The organism is Shewanella sp. SM20, from assembly GCF_025654545.1.
Classification (GTDB): Bacteria; Pseudomonadota; Gammaproteobacteria; order Enterobacterales; family Shewanellaceae; genus Shewanella; species Shewanella oncorhynchi.
Map to the genome: position 1 here is coordinate 55,359 of NZ_JAKKRK010000026.1, position 13,943 is coordinate 69,301.

Here is a 13,943-nt window from a genome sequence, read left to right on the forward strand (position 1 = left end):
ACAATGAAAAAGCAACTGTTAAGCGCACTGATTGGTGTATCTCTATTGGCTCCTGTGGCGGCTTCAGCTGCTGACTATGTGATTGATCATGAAGGCGCTCACGCTTCTATTACATTTAAAGTGAATCACTTAGGTTATAGCTATGTGGTGGGGCGTTTTAATGATTTTAGCGGCGATTTTAGCTACGATGCGGCTAAACCAACTGCGATGAAAGTGAATGTCACAGTGAATACATTAAGTGTCGATTCAAACCATGCTGAGCGTGACAAACATATTCGCGGTGAAGATTTCCTTAATACTGGCAAATTCGCTAAAGCGACCTTTGCATCTACTTCGGTGGAAGATAAAGGAAATGGCGATTTAGTGATTAACGGCAACTTAACTTTAAATGGTGTGACTAAACCATTAGCGATTAAGGCCCATGCTGTGGGTGAAGGTCAGGATCCTTGGGGTGGCTACCGTGCCGGTTTTACGGGCACAACTACCTTTGCGATGAAAGATTTCGGTATCAAGATGGATTTAGGTCCAGCATCTAGCCATGTTGAGTTAGATCTAGTGGTTGAAGGCGTGCGTAAGTAACTCTTTATTCTGCCATTTAGATACAAAAAAGCGCCGAAAGGCGCTTTTTTTGTAAGCTTTATACTGAGAGCCGACTAACGACCAGAATTAATCTTGGTCTTTTTCTGGTACAAAACCTTCAATTTCAACATCTTTACCTTCAAATAGGAAAGAGGTCATTTGTTCTTCAAGAAATTTACGATCATCAACATTCATCATGTTGAGTTTTTTCTCGTTGATCAGCATGGTTTGCTTTTTTTGCCATAGGCCCCAAGCTTCTTTGCTGATGTTATCAAAAATGCGCTTACCTAAATCACCTGGATACAGTTGAAAGTCTAGGCCGTCGGCTTCTTTATTTAAATATACGCAATTGACTGTACGCGCCATGATTATTCCTTACTGACTGCGGATTGAACGAGTGATCCCAAATTGGCTAGCACGCGCTCGGTGGCGGCGGCGAGTCCCACTTTGGAAGGATGACTTATGTTATACCAGAGAGACTGGTTTTGTTCCATGACAGCACCCACGCTCTGTTTATTGCCGAGGGTTTTATCGCCGTGAGTTTTATCTAAGTTAAGCATCATGGGCTGAATATCTAAATGAAAGTGGCTAAATGTGTGCCTAAAGCCAGTTAACCATTCGAGTTGCTGCGCATCAAACCCTTGCTCTTCAAGATGAGTTTCAAGGGCAGCTTGGGTAGCGAATTCAGGGAAACACCAGAGCCCGCCCCAAATTCCCGCTGGCGGACGTTTAGCTAGAAAGACTTGGTTGTCTTGCATCATCACTAACATCCACGCCGCTTTGGTTGGTATGGTTTTTTTAGGCTTTTTGCCAGGGAAATCGGTTTGTCTGCCAATCAGTTGAGCTTTGCAATCAATCGCTACAGGGCAAGCGGCGCAGTTAGGTTTGCTACGAGTACAAATACTGGCGCCGATATCCATCATGGCTTGATTATATTTCTGAATATCTTGCTGCGGTGTGAAGGCATTCGTCAGTTGCCAAAGTTGCTCTTCAACCGTCTTTTGCCCTGGCCAACCTGCTATTGCCCCATGTCTTGCTAATACACGTTTTACGTTGCCATCGAGAATGGGGTGATGTTGCCCAAGTGACAATGACAATACTGCGCCTGCCGTCGAGCGGCCGATGCCGGGTAGGGCGAGCACTTGTTCAAAATGTGTTGGAAATAATCCCTGATAATCATCGCGGATTATTTTGGCTGCTTTATGCAGATTACGCGCCCTAGCGTAATAGCCAAGACCGGTCCAATGATGTAATACCTCATCGTCTGGCGCGTTAGCAAGTGCTAACACATCGGGAAAACGCGCCATAAATTTAAGATAATAGGGAATAACAGTCGCAACCTGAGTTTGTTGCAGCATAATTTCAGAAACCCATACGCGATATGGGGTTTTATCTTGCTGCCAAGGGAGGGTTTTACGACCGTGATTGTCGTACCAAGAGACGATACGTGTAGCGAAGGAGGCTGTAGATTTCATCGGCGCAGTGTAGCGGCAGTTATCTTCTTAGACAAGCGTCAAAGATAAGTTGGCAAGGGATCTAAAGCTAAAAATCGCTGCTAAATTCGCACTCTTAAATAATCTTGGTATACTTTCGCCCCATTAGTGCTTGCACTGTATGTTGAACTTTGGATAATGCCCTTCTTTTATGATGGTGTTGTCCACTAGACGAGGCAAAAATGAGCGAAGTCACTACCGCTGAATTTAATGAAGAAGGCAAGTATCTGCGCAAGATCAGAAGCTTTGTCCTGAGAGAAGGTCGCCTAACCAAAGGCCAAGCACACGCTATTGAAAGCCAGTGGCCAACAATGGGTTTAGATTACAGCCCAGTGCCATTGGTACTGAGCGACGTTTTTGGTCGTGAAGCCGATACTGTGCTGGAAATTGGCTTTGGCATGGGTGCCTCTTTAGTACAAATGGCTAAAGATGCACCAGAGCAAAATTTCATTGGTATTGAAGTACATAAACCGGGTGTAGGCTCTTGCCTCAGTGATGCCGCCATTGCTGGTGTGACTAATTTACGTGTGTATCATCACGATGCCATGGAAGTATTAGAACATGCGATTGCTGACGGTTCATTAGCCCGAGTGCAATTGTTCTTCCCAGATCCTTGGCATAAAAAACGTCACCATAAACGCCGCATCGTACAAGCTGAATTTGCCGAACTTATTCGTCGCAAGCTAAAAATTGGCGGTGTGTTCCATATGGCCACTGACTGGGAAGAGTACAGCGAGCATATGTTAGAGGTGATGCAAGCCGCTCCGGGTTATCAAAACCAGTCGGCCGACGGCAGTGTTGTGCCGCGTCCTGATCATCGTCCATTGACAAAGTTTGAAGCCCGCGGCCATAGACTGGGTCACGGTGTATGGGATCTGATGTTTGAGCGTATCGCTTAATCACGAACTCAATTTTAGCTAATTTTAAACACAAAAGGGAAAATCACTATGGCAACTAATCGTAGCCGTCGTTTACGTAAGAAAATGCGCGTTGATGAATTCCAAGAGTTAGGTTTCGATATGGCTTGGACTTTTGATGCATCAGTATCTGAAGCCGATATCGATGCAACTGTAGATAAATTCATCGATGAAGTGATCGAAACCCGTAAATTAGGTTTCCATGGCGGCGGCCACATCGAATGGGAAGGCATTATCGCCACTCAAACGATTGGGAAATGTACCGAAGAAGATATTGCTGCAGTTAAGGCATTCTGGGCGACCCAAAAAGTGTCTCAGGTTGAAGTTAGCGAACTGTACGACATTTGGTGGGGTTAATGCCCGAGTTGGCATTACTTGAGGAAGTGGTCGAGAAAGTTCGACCCTTGCTCGGCCAAGGAAAGGTTGCAAATTATATCCCCGCACTGGCCAGCGTTGATGCTGGAAAATTAGGCATTGCCGTCACGACTGTTGACGGTGAAACTTTAGGTGCGGGCGATTACCTTGAGCCGTTTTCGATTCAAAGTATCTCCAAAGTTTTCAGCTTAACCTTAGCGTTAACTTTGTATGAAGAAGCCGAAATCTGGAGCCGTGTTGGCAAAGAACCTTCGGGCCATTCATTCAACTCTTTAGTACAAGTCGAGTTAGAACGTGGCAAGCCGCGTAATCCCTTTATCAATGCTGGCGCGTTAGTGATTGCTGACTTATTGCAGAGTCGTTTAGGTGCTCCTAAACACAGAATGCTTGAGTTAGTCAGGCAACTAAGCCAAAACGATAAAGTGTGTTTCGATAAACAAGTAGCAGATTCAGAATATCAGCATAGTGCGCGCAATGCGGCTATCGCTTATTTGATGAAGTCGTTTGGTAATTTTCAAGGCGATGTTGATACTGTGCTGCGCACCTATTTTCATTATTGCGCCTTGAAGATGAATTGTGCTGACTTGTCTAAGGCCATGTTGTATTTGGCTAATCGCGGTAAAAGTATCACAGGGTCTGAGCTTATCTCTCAAGTGCAAACTCGACAACTTAACGCTCTGTTGGCAACCTCTGGCTTATACGATGGTGCGGGTGAGTTTGCTTATCGTGTTGGTATGCCAGGTAAAAGTGGCGTCGGTGGTGGTATTATTGCCGTGATCCCTGGAGAACTGTCGATTTGTGTATGGTCGCCAGAACTCGATAATAATGGCAACTCACTTGCGGGCACTGCGATGCTTGAGCATCTCAGTCAGCGTCTCGGTCGTTCTATTTTCTAGTCTTATCTCTCGTTTTTTATTAGCACTATCAGACTAAATGTTAGCGAATTTCGCTAATGACCTTTTAGTGCTAACTTTAAAAATCCAACATAATCATATTGTTATAAAGTTGGCGCATCTCCTGCTATAAGCTATTCAGTAGTTTAGGTTTATCGAATTATTCAGATTAAAGGACGAACAAAAATGAAATTAAATAAGTTATTAACTGGATTTGCATTATCTGGCGTGATTTTAGGAACATCTAGCGTACAGCTGGCGCAAGCACAAACAGAGCCAAAAATAGATGAACGCTGTGAAGTCGCCTTAAATTATGACGTTATGGTTGAGCCTAAAAAATTAGTCATGAGCGAGAAGGGCACAGAAAAGTATCGTATCGAAGTTGACAAGTTATTTGTGGAAGGTAAGCAAGTTAACTTAACCGACAAGCAGAAAAAATTGGTTACTCAATATGCCGATGAAGTTTCGACTCAAGTGCCAGAAGTGATTGAACTGGTGAATGAGGCAGTATCTCTTGCTTCCAAAGCGGTTGGTATGGCCTTAACACCTTTAATGGGTGATGCCGCTGGTGCAAAATTTGATGAAATGATGGCTGGCGTTCAAAAACGGGTTGATTCAGTGGCTTATAAGAATGGTGATAGCTTCTATTTAGGGGCGACTGAAGACTCGATGCAAAGTACATTTAACGATGAATTCGAGCAGGAAATGGAACAAATTGTCCAGAATTCAATTGGCGCAATTATGATGAACTTAGGTGGCCAAATCATGTCTGGTGGCGGTGAGAATTTTGAAGCCAAGATGGATACCTTCTCCAAAAAAATGGACAATTTAGGCCAAGATATTGAGCAACAAGTTGAGAGCCAATCTAAGGGATTAGAAGCTAAGGCTGACCGTTTGTGCGACCGATTTGAAAATTTGTTAGTGCTTGAAAATCAATTGCGCCAAGAAGTGCCAGAACTAGCACCTTATGTGTTGACACAAAACTCAACCAAGGAACTGCGTGAATAGTTCTTGTAAATAGTTCTTGCGAATCGCCCTTAGTTTTAACTGCAATAACTTCTATCTCCTTGTGCATGAGTCAAACTTGAATGCTACGCCCCTAGTCAATTTATCGACTAGGGGCTTTTTTATTGGCTACGGTTTAATCGTGGCGACAACCCTTATGGCTAAGTTGATGTGGCTTAATAGGCTAGGCTTGCAGCGATTTAGTTCGGAATGTTACAGTCTAGAGACGAATATTTGGTATACTCTTAAAATATAATTAAAAGCTGGCATATCAGTCAGATATAACCCCCTACTTTAGTGGACTTTTTCGGTCTAAATCTCTGCGTTATATCATTTTGATGCGAGATATCAATGCTATGGTTATTTTTAAGCGATGATTACGCTAACCATAGTTGTTCACCGAAAGTTAATATCATTGTCGTAAACAGCTTAAGGCGACTTCCATGTTAGAACTGTTAGAACCTATTGCGATTTTTACTCATGTGGCCAGAGCAGGTAGTTTTAGTGCCGCCGCAAGAAGGCTTGGGATCTCTAAGTCTAAGGTCAGTACACAAGTCGCCGATCTTGAACATAGACTTGGTGTTCAATTAATTCAACGTACCACCCGCAGCTTAAGTCTGACTGAAGCAGGGCATTTGCTGTATCTGCAAGGTGAAGAACTGCTGCGTGACGCTGAACAAGCGATAGCCAGCGTGCATAACTTAAATGATGCGACCCGCGGCGTGCTCAAGGTGGGTATTTCCCAATCCTTTGGGGTGATGCATATCATTCCTGCGTTGCCATCTTTTATGGCAAAACACCCTGAGCTTGAGCTACAAGTGAGCTTACTGGACCATAAAGTGGATGTCGTGAGCGAAGGCTTAGACTTACTGTTAACTATGTCTGAGCAATTACCGCTTGGCATGGTTGCTAGACCTCTGATGAAGTGCCAATTCCTGTTAGTTGCTTCGCCTGGCTATATTGCTCAACATGGCGAGCCAACTCGACCTGAGCAGCTAGTTGACCACAACTGTTTGGTCTATCAAGGTGAGTGGCACGAGCACAGCATGTGGCAATTTAAGAAGGGTGATGACTACTGTGAAATTGGCGTATCGGGTAATTTCAGGGTGGATAATGCGCCTGCATTAAAATCTGCTGCAATCAGTGGTCTTGGAGTTGTGTATCTTGCGAGTTATCTGATGGAAGATGAAATTGCTAAAGGGACATTAGTGCCTTTACTGAAGGATTGGCAATTGACCCACCATCTGCCATTGCAGGCGGTTTATCCCCGTCGTAAGCACTTAGCACCTAAGGTTAGTTCTTTTATCGAATTCATCAAAGATCACATAGGAACGCCACCGTATTGGGATGCTCCCTATGTCGAATTATTCAGTAAACGTCAGTAAAATAGGAAACATTGTTCTCAAAAGCAGTCTTATGTGGTTTTAAATTGGGCAGGTACTTTTCTGGTCATTTAAAATCAATGCTTTAGGTTGAGTTAATGAGTACATTTGTTGATGGTTTTTTAGGGGTTACTAAAGCACTTTTTTATAACATCCTTGAACTCTGTTCTTAATTGAATACAATGGTAACAGTTGATTCGGAATGATCTGAGTCCTATACGTTTATTGGAAATGACCCCTTTCAATTTTTGTATACAGGTCGGCGTTAATGCAGTTTTGGATCACAGCCAACAGAAGTTTGAGAACTAAAACAATGTTGGCTCTTTAAACCATCATCCTAGTTTTTGGTTTACCTCAGCCTTATCGCTGAGGTAATTTTTTATTGATGGTTTGTAGCCTTGAGCACAAGTTTTGTCTCCCTGTACCCTAAAGTCGCAACTGTGTGTTAAATGATGTGAAGGCGAGTGCTAAAGCATATATTAATGCAACAAATATAGTGACCCACAGTGAGAAGGGTTCTGTTATCTAACGGGATAATGGTACCAATAAAAAAGCCACTTTCGAGTGGCTTTTTTATTGGGCGCAGCTTAAGACTTTCACTTATGTCGCTTTAGTCGTGAAGCAAGTTAACAGTGCTTCACGGCTAAGCATTAAGGCATTAGGCCTGCTTCTTACTGGCTATCCAGAGATCGACTTGTTGCTCTAACACATCCAGTGGTAATGCGCCGTTAGCAAGTACTAGCGTATGGAAGTCGCGGATATCAAATTGACTGCCAAGCTGTTGCTCTGCTTTATGTCTTATCTCTAGTAGTTTAATCATACCTACTTTATAAGCTGTCGCTTGCGATGGCATAACGATATGGCGTTCAACCATTTTCACCGCATCTGATTTAGCATTTGGCGTATTGTCCACGTAATAGGTTATGCCTTGCTCGCGGGTCCATTTTTTTGTGTGGATGCCAGTATCAACGACTAAGCGACAGGCACGCCACAACTCCATTGCTAGGCGACCAAAGTCAGAGTAAGGATCGGCGTAGAGTCCCATTTCTTTTGGGAAAGATTCGCTATATAAACCCCAGCCTTCAATATACGCGGTATAGCCACCAAACTTACGGAACTTAGGAATATTTTGCAGTTCTTGGGAAATGGCGATCTGCATATGGTGACCTGGAATACCTTCGTGGTAGGCCAGCGCCTCCATTTGGTATTTTGGCATGGCTTTCATGTCATATAGGTTTGCATAGTAGCTACCTGGACGAGAACCATCCGGTGCTGGTTGTTCATAGAAGGCTTTACCAGCAGATTTTTCTCTAAAGGCTTCAACCTGCTTCACTACCATGGCGGCCTTAGGTTTTACTTTGAACACTTCATCCAAGCGCGACTTCATATTGTCGATGAACTTAGTCGCCTCAGCTAAATAGGCGGCTTTGCCTTCGGCGGTATTGGGGTAGTAGAACTGGGGATCATCACGCATAAAGCTAAAGAATTGCTGCAAATCGCCTTTAAAATTGACCTTCTTCATGATGGCACGCATTTCATTGTGAATACGTTCCACCTCAGAAAGTCCTAAGTCATGGATTTGATCGGCGCTCATGTTTGTCGTGGTCGTTCGTGCCAAGGCATTATTGTAATAGGCGGGGCCGTTAGGGAGTTTCCACGCACCATCGCGGTCATCAGCTTTGGCTGCTAAGGTTTTTATGTAACTGATGAGCTTGTTATAGGCGGGTTCAACTTGAGTAATGAGTGCTTGCTCAGCCTGTTTAAGCAGTGCTTGCTTCTCTGTCTCTTGAATCGCTAATGGGTTCACTTTACGGCGAAAATCTGCGAGTAGCGCGCTGTCGTCGCCCTTATCAAAAGGCGCACCTTTGATGATGTTTTGGCTGTCTGAAATCACATAAGCGAATACGAACTTAGGCGCGATAATGCCTTTATCTGCGCGAATGGCTAATACTGTCTGTAATTGACTTAAGCGTTTGGGAACGCCATTCAAGCGACTGATATAGGCCTTGGCATCGCTGACATCTGTGATTTGATGTTGGTTAATTAAGAAGGAGGCGATCATAGAGTGGCCACCATACATCTGATTCACAGGGTAATTATGATAGCGCCATTGGTCATCTTCGATGTCATTTTGCAGATTTTGCTTCAGTAACGTGAGGCTAAGATGAGTTTGTGGATCGAGTTTGGTCGCATCAATCTGATTGACCCGCTCCAGTTGTTTTTTTGTGCGATCTAGGGTTTTATCATCGGCGGCATCACCTAGTTCATCCCATTTATCATAGTCTTGCTTGATCCCCATATAGGTCTGCGAAATGGGACTCGCCATAATGTTTTCCATGAAGATGGTTTCGAACAGGGCATTGGCTTTTTCTGATTCGGTTTGCGCTACTGCATTCACAGGTTCGCTTGCACTGTGTAAGGCTGGCGCAGTTGATGCTGCATACGCGGGAATGGTCAGCAGAGCTGAAAGGGTCAGTGCGACTAAGCTGATTTTAGTTTTTATTGGCATGATCAGGCTTCCTAGATTGATTTGCATCAATACTAAAGAAGCGGAACAAGAATGTATGGATATTAGTGTTAGAAAATGTGTTAGCAGTAATAGTATTAAACTGCACTATTGAAAGCTAACACATTATTTATAGAGCTATTTTAACGGCAGGCTTAGCAGAATTGTGTCAGTAAATCATTAACAAACATATGACCTTTACTGGTTAATTGCCAATGTTCAGCGGATTCTGTGAGTAAACCGCGTTGTTTGGCTTTTTCCATTCCTTCGGTCAATGTGTCTCTGTGTTGTCCTGTGCGCAGTTCAAATTCTTGCTTAGGAATAGGTGTCATCAGACGCAGGCGATTCATTAAATATTCGAGCGCGCGGTCTTCCTCTGCAACTTCAATCGATTCGAAGGTGTAGTTGTGTGCACTCAGATATCCCTTGGGATGTTTAATTTTTACCGTGCGTATGATGCGGTTTTCTTCTGGCAACGTCACTTTGCCGTGGGCGCCACAGCCTATGCCTAGATAATCACCAAACTGCCAGTAGTTGAGATTGTGCCTACATTGGTAACCAGGTTTTGCGTAGGCAGATATTTCGTATTGCTCATACCCTAATGCGGCCAGCTTTTGTTGACCTTGCTCATAGATATGCCAGAGCGCTTCGTCATCGGGCAGCTGCGGCGGTTTTGAGTGGAATAGGGTGTTGGGCTCAATTGTTAACTGATACCAAGATAGGTGTGGCGGGTTAAGCGCCGCTGCCGTGTCGATATCGGCCATAGCTTCAGCAAAACTTTGGTTGGGTAATCCATGCATTAAATCGAGGTTAAAACTCAAGTATCCCGCTTGGCTGGCTTTTTGAGCGGCGACTTGTGCCTCGTTTTGATCGTGAATACGTCCGAGTAAGTTGAGTTTATCCTTAGAAAAGCTCTGCACCCCGATAGATAAACGAGTGACGCCCGCTGCACGATAGGCACTAAAGTCATCGTGCTCTAAAGTACCAGGATTGGCTTCCATAGTGATTTCGATATTGTCACTAAAGGGAATTAGCGCATTGGCACCATCGAGTATGCGTTTGATTTGTTTAGCATCGAATAATGATGGCGTGCCGCCACCGATAAAGATGGTATGGATCTGCCGCCCTTGGACGAGATGTAAATCTTGGCGTAAGTCTTCCAATAGCGCATCAACATAAGCCTCTTGTGGCAGTTCGCCATTTTGGCCATGGGAATTAAAGTCACAATAGGGACACTTTTGTACGCACCAGGGAATATGGATATACAGACTGAGTGGTGGCAGTTCGAGCTTCATCGTAGTAGTCACGGCAGTTGACGACATTATTGTGCATTCCCGCCAGTTAATACGCCTTGGGCTTGCATGGCAGCGATGAGTTGCACTAGAGCTTTACCACGATGACTTAAGGCATTTTTCTCGTTGCTGCTCAGCTCTGCCGCGCTACATTGATAATTTTCAGGGATAAAAATCGGATCGTAACCATGGCCATTAGCGCCGCGTTGGCTAAAGTCGATTTGGCCTTCCCATGAGGCTTGGCAAATAATCGGGGTAGGGTCTTTCGCATGGCGCATATATACCAGTACGCATTGGAATCTTGCCCCGCGAGGTGCTGGCTGGTCTTTTAACGTCTCAAGTAGTTTCAATACGTTGTCTTGATCTTTGGCATTTTCGCCTGCGTAACGTGCTGAATAAATGCCTGGAGCGCCTTGGAGTAAATCCACTTCTAAACCCGAATCATCGGCAATGGCCGCAAGTCCGGTGATTTCGGCGGCATGCCTTGCTTTGATAATGGCATTCTCTACAAAAGTGGTACCCGTTTCTGCTACTTCGCTGACATTAAACTGGCTCTGCGGCAGTACAGTGACACCGTAGCTTGCGAGCATTTGATCGAATTCAGCGAGTTTGCCTTTATTACCGCTGGCGAGGACGATTTGTTGCATGGAATACCTATCATAAATGGGGCGACGTGCGTTGGCACTATGATACCCAAGCTCAATAGTAAAGGACAGGGAAAGGGGTTGGCGCTACAGGAAAGCAACGCCAACAAAGGTATAAAATAGGTTTATTCAACGTAGAATTTTTGCTTGAACTGTAAGTTCGTGTTCAGTTGATTGCCATATTTAATTGCGATATTGAAGTTGATTTCCTGATCATCGCGGTAGGGTACTTCGGCAATGTAATAAATCGCATCACCTTCGCGGATCTCTTTAAACGTTAGATTGATTCGCGCATCTAACAAATTATTAGCAACTCCAGTAATTTCAACGGGTACTGCGGGCTTATTTGCTTCGCTAATATCTAATACGGCAATATTGATGATGCCAGTGTAGCTACTGCGCTTAATGCCATAGGATTTGGCTATGCTAGGCGTTAAAAATGTACTGCCAAGTGCCATGTAATGAATATCAAAATTGCCGACAGTTTCTTTTTGCTCGGCATTTGCAACACCGCAAAGGCTGGCCGTGAGGGCTAATACAGCGAGAAGATTACGGAACATGATGGGATACCTCATATTAGGGAATGTTGGATTATAGGGCCGCCGTGACTATTTTTTCCAATAAATTAATAGCATTCAAAGGATTAATTCGTTTTCAGTTGTACGATTCTTTAACTGAGTGATCTTTCAACTGAATTACCTTTCACTATCTTGCCCCATCAGTTCAGTAATGACACTTGGGATGATCTTAGGGTCAATAATGCGGATTTGTTTATGTCGGCCAAGTTCACCTTTCATTATATGAATGTCGCTCTTTGGCACTTTAAAAGCTTTTGCTAAGTACTTGCTTAAATGGGCATTCGCTTTGCCATCAATAGGCGGCGCAGTGATGGCTACTTTTAGCTCATCACCGTGCAATCCTACAATTTGATCTCGGCTAGCCTTAGGCTGAATGTAGAGATTAAGCAGCAAGTCACCTTGCTGCAAAGTCACTGCACTCATTAGATCACAGCCCAATAAGGGATATATTGAGCAAGTAACATATTGAGGAAATTCATACCAATAATGACCAGCATTACGGATAAATCTAAACCACCAATTGGCGGTATGATACGACGTATTGGTGCTAATACGGGTTCAGTTAACTGACCCATAATCATTACAATTGGATTATAGCCTTGGTTAAACCAGCTTAAGATTGCGCGTATTAATAGCATCCAAAATAGAAGTACCCCTGCTTTTTTGACCACAGATACAACGGCAAACAGCAAAAATAACAGTATGTCTATGCCACCGCCCGCAATGAGGCTAATTAGTAGCAGCTTGGCTATCACAACCAATAATGCGAGGACGAAAGATGCGGTATCAAATCGCCCTAAGGAAGGCAAAATACGGCGCATTGGTGCGATGAGCGGGTGAGTTGCTTTAACAATAAATTGGCTAAAAGGATTGTAAAAATCTGCCCTTGCCAGTTGTAACCAAATCCGCAAAATCACCACCATCAAATAGAGATCGAATAGAGTGGTGATTAAAAAGGTAAATGCATTCATCGAGATTTCTACCTATTAAAGTTCGATATAAAAACGTGTTAGTGGATCAAAATGTTTTAGCCATTTCTTCAGCACGATTAATACAGTTTTCCATGGCTTTTTTTACTAAGCCGCGCATATCCGCAGCTTCAAATGTCGCCAGCGCCTGTGCGGTGGTGCCGCCCTTTGAAGTAACATTCTCTCTTAAATTACCTAAGGTCAGTTGTGGGTTTTGCTTTGCCATCATAGCAGCGCCAAGCGCAGCTTGCTGCACTAAACTTCTGGCTTTTATTTCATCCATTCCCATTTCTTTGCCTGCATCTATCATAGACTCCATTAGCAAAAAGAAATAAGCCGGTGAACTGCCCGATAGTGCAATCACTTGATCTAAATCTGACTCTTCATTTACCCACACAATTTCGCCGCCGCTTGACATCAAACGATCGCAAATGGCTTTCTGCTCGGTAGTAATGCTTTGAGGCGCATAGAGGCCAGTCATACCCACACTAATTTGCATCGGCGTATTTGGCATAGCGCGGATAAGCTTGATGTCTTGTGCCAGATAGTCGGTATATCGCTTTGCCTTAATGCCCGCTGCGATAGTGATGACTAACTTATTCGACAGCTCGACTGTCTGTAATGCTTCACAAACTTGTTGCATCAATTGTGGTTTTACCGAAAGTACTATGACATCGGCAGCTTGCGCCGCGGCTAAATTATCTTGAGAAACCAAAATCCCAAAATCGGCTTTTAGTGCATCGAGTTTACCTTGGCTGGGATTAGTCGCTTGGATGAGTTGAGCTGGATAGCCGCTATTGACTAAGCCACTGATGATGCTGCGCGTCATATTGCCGGCACCGATAAAGCAGATTTTCTGTTGATCCATTTGATTCTCTTCAGTGTATTAACCGTTAACTTGTAACATCTTCACCTTAAATTAAGATGATAAAACGGTTAGTCATTTGAATGACTGAGCCTAATTATCGACTCTCGCTAATTGCTCTTAAATCGTTAATGTTCGGTGTTCTTGAATACAGTATTTGGGCATAAAGTGCTAAAAACAAGGTTAAACTGACCTCTAACTAAATGCCAGGGCAAGATCACGAACATTTAACGCGCACTTTAACATAACTGATTGACCGCGATCTTCCGTTGTGATCAGATACTGGCTTTTACGCGGAGCCAGTTTATGAACATCGATATTTTTGCAGAGCACTTTTCAGAATTAGAAGACCCAAGGCAAGCATCTAAGGTCGTTTATCCCTTGTTTGACGTGGTGTTTTTAACGCTGTGTGCAGTTATCGCAGGCTGTGAGGGCTGGGAAGATAT

16 protein-coding genes are annotated in these 13,943 nt (G+C 43.9%); 7 read left to right on the forward strand and 9 right to left on the reverse strand.

Annotated elements, in window-relative coordinates; genetic code table 11:
- Positions 1–3: 3 nt before the first annotated feature.
- The gene (locus tag L5M18_RS12460) at positions 4–579 is read left to right on the forward strand and encodes a YceI family protein (RefSeq protein ID WP_028761297.1); all 576 of its coding nucleotides are present in this window, start codon (positions 4–6) and stop codon (positions 577–579) included.
- Between the two features lie 87 nt (positions 580–666).
- Here L5M18_RS12460 and L5M18_RS12465 read toward each other — a convergent pair whose 3' ends face one another.
- Positions 667–945: an oxidative damage protection protein gene (locus L5M18_RS12465; protein ID WP_011788659.1), complete on the reverse strand. Its 279-nt coding sequence runs from the start codon at positions 943–945 to the stop codon at positions 667–669.
- 2 nt (positions 946–947) lie between these two features.
- Positions 948–2,054 carry an A/G-specific adenine glycosylase gene (gene mutY / locus L5M18_RS12470; RefSeq protein WP_263191135.1) on the reverse strand — a complete coding sequence of 369 codons (1,107 nt, stop codon included), beginning with the start codon at positions 2,052–2,054 and terminating at the stop codon, positions 948–950.
- Between the two features lie 200 nt (positions 2,055–2,254).
- Here mutY and trmB point away from each other — a divergent pair, with 200 nt between their 5' ends.
- The 5 genes from trmB (at position 2,255) to L5M18_RS12495 (ending at position 6,647) form a co-directional block, all read left to right on the forward strand.
- Positions 2,255–2,971 (forward strand): tRNA (guanosine(46)-N7)-methyltransferase TrmB, encoded by a 717-nt coding sequence (trmB, locus tag L5M18_RS12475; RefSeq protein ID WP_105251866.1) that lies wholly within the window; start codon positions 2,255–2,257, stop codon positions 2,969–2,971.
- Between the two features lie 48 nt (positions 2,972–3,019).
- Positions 3,020–3,346 (forward strand): YggL family protein, encoded by a 327-nt coding sequence (locus tag L5M18_RS12480; protein ID WP_028761293.1) that lies wholly within the window; start codon positions 3,020–3,022, stop codon positions 3,344–3,346.
- Positions 3,346–4,260, forward strand: a complete 915-nt coding sequence (glsB, locus tag L5M18_RS12485; RefSeq protein WP_028761292.1) for a glutaminase B — start codon at positions 3,346–3,348, stop codon at positions 4,258–4,260. Before L5M18_RS12480 ends, glsB begins: the two co-directional genes overlap by 1 nt.
- 183 nt (positions 4,261–4,443) lie before the next feature.
- Positions 4,444–5,265, forward strand: coding sequence for a YggN family protein (locus tag L5M18_RS12490; protein ID WP_219233935.1), 822 nt, complete (start codon positions 4,444–4,446; stop codon positions 5,263–5,265).
- 440 nt (positions 5,266–5,705) lie between these two features.
- Entirely contained in the window at positions 5,706–6,647 is a 942-nt protein-coding gene (locus L5M18_RS12495; RefSeq protein WP_006082526.1) for a LysR family transcriptional regulator, read from the forward strand.
- A 655-nt stretch (positions 6,648–7,302) separates the two neighbouring features.
- Here the strand turns inward: L5M18_RS12495 and L5M18_RS12500 are convergent.
- The 7 genes from L5M18_RS12500 to proC form a co-directional block, all read right to left on the reverse strand.
- A complete protein-coding gene (locus L5M18_RS12500) occupies positions 7,303–9,153 on the reverse strand; it encodes a DUF885 domain-containing protein (protein ID WP_263197137.1) in 1,851 nt (616 codons plus the stop codon).
- Between the two features lie 152 nt (positions 9,154–9,305).
- Positions 9,306–10,472: a radical SAM family heme chaperone HemW gene (hemW, locus tag L5M18_RS12505; RefSeq protein ID WP_263162131.1), complete on the reverse strand. Its 1,167-nt coding sequence runs from the start codon at positions 10,470–10,472 to the stop codon at positions 9,306–9,308.
- Positions 10,472–11,089, reverse strand: a complete 618-nt coding sequence (rdgB, locus tag L5M18_RS12510; RefSeq protein WP_131523655.1) for an RdgB/HAM1 family non-canonical purine NTP pyrophosphatase — start codon at positions 11,087–11,089, stop codon at positions 10,472–10,474. The genes hemW and rdgB overlap by 1 nt, the downstream gene beginning before the upstream one ends.
- A 122-nt stretch (positions 11,090–11,211) precedes the next feature.
- On the reverse strand, positions 11,212–11,646 hold the full coding sequence (locus L5M18_RS12515) for a DUF4426 domain-containing protein (RefSeq protein WP_113939419.1): 435 nt from the start codon (positions 11,644–11,646) through the stop codon (positions 11,212–11,214).
- A gap of 135 nt (positions 11,647–11,781) precedes the next feature.
- Positions 11,782–12,087 (reverse strand): DUF167 family protein YggU, encoded by a 306-nt coding sequence (yggU, locus tag L5M18_RS12520; RefSeq protein WP_263197139.1) that lies wholly within the window; start codon positions 12,085–12,087, stop codon positions 11,782–11,784.
- Positions 12,087–12,635 carry a YggT family protein gene (locus L5M18_RS12525; protein WP_105251874.1) on the reverse strand — a complete coding sequence of 183 codons (549 nt, stop codon included), beginning with the start codon at positions 12,633–12,635 and terminating at the stop codon, positions 12,087–12,089. Before L5M18_RS12525 ends, yggU begins: the two co-directional genes overlap by 1 nt.
- A 46-nt stretch (positions 12,636–12,681) precedes the next feature.
- Complete coding sequence (proC, locus tag L5M18_RS12530; protein ID WP_263197141.1) at positions 12,682–13,500, reverse strand: pyrroline-5-carboxylate reductase; 819 nt, start codon at positions 13,498–13,500, stop codon at positions 12,682–12,684.
- Between the two features lie 303 nt (positions 13,501–13,803).
- Here proC and L5M18_RS12535 point away from each other — a divergent pair.
- Positions 13,804–13,943, forward strand: a 140-nt coding sequence (locus L5M18_RS12535; RefSeq protein WP_263197144.1) for a transposase family protein, incomplete at its 3' end; no start/stop codon positions are given.

Excerpts from the sequence above, each read along its gene's own strand:
- L5M18_RS12460 (WP_028761297.1), top strand. The coding sequence starts at position 4 with ATGAAAAAGCAACTGTTAAGCGCACTGATTGGTGTATCTCTATTGGCT.
- L5M18_RS12465 (WP_011788659.1), bottom strand. The coding sequence starts at position 945 with ATGGCGCGTACAGTCAATTGCGTATATTTAAATAAAGAAGCCGACGGC.
- mutY (WP_263191135.1), bottom strand. The coding sequence starts at position 2,054 with ATGAAATCTACAGCCTCCTTCGCTACACGTATCGTCTCTTGGTACGAC.
- trmB (WP_105251866.1), top strand. The coding sequence starts at position 2,255 with ATGAGCGAAGTCACTACCGCTGAATTTAATGAAGAAGGCAAGTATCTG.
- L5M18_RS12480 (WP_028761293.1), top strand. The coding sequence starts at position 3,020 with ATGGCAACTAATCGTAGCCGTCGTTTACGTAAGAAAATGCGCGTTGAT.
- glsB (WP_028761292.1), top strand. The coding sequence starts at position 3,346 with ATGCCCGAGTTGGCATTACTTGAGGAAGTGGTCGAGAAAGTTCGACCC.
- L5M18_RS12490 (WP_219233935.1), top strand. The coding sequence starts at position 4,444 with ATGAAATTAAATAAGTTATTAACTGGATTTGCATTATCTGGCGTGATT.
- L5M18_RS12495 (WP_006082526.1), top strand. The coding sequence starts at position 5,706 with ATGTTAGAACTGTTAGAACCTATTGCGATTTTTACTCATGTGGCCAGA.
- L5M18_RS12500 (WP_263197137.1), bottom strand. The coding sequence starts at position 9,153 with ATGCCAATAAAAACTAAAATCAGCTTAGTCGCACTGACCCTTTCAGCT.
- hemW (WP_263162131.1), bottom strand. The coding sequence starts at position 10,472 with ATGTCGTCAACTGCCGTGACTACTACGATGAAGCTCGAACTGCCACCA.
- rdgB (WP_131523655.1), bottom strand. The coding sequence starts at position 11,089 with ATGCAACAAATCGTCCTCGCCAGCGGTAATAAAGGCAAACTCGCTGAA.
- L5M18_RS12515 (WP_113939419.1), bottom strand. The coding sequence starts at position 11,646 with ATGTTCCGTAATCTTCTCGCTGTATTAGCCCTCACGGCCAGCCTTTGC.
- yggU (WP_263197139.1), bottom strand. The coding sequence starts at position 12,087 with ATGAGTGCAGTGACTTTGCAGCAAGGTGACTTGCTGCTTAATCTCTAC.
- L5M18_RS12525 (WP_105251874.1), bottom strand. The coding sequence starts at position 12,635 with ATGAATGCATTTACCTTTTTAATCACCACTCTATTCGATCTCTATTTG.
- proC (WP_263197141.1), bottom strand. The coding sequence starts at position 13,500 with ATGGATCAACAGAAAATCTGCTTTATCGGTGCCGGCAATATGACGCGC.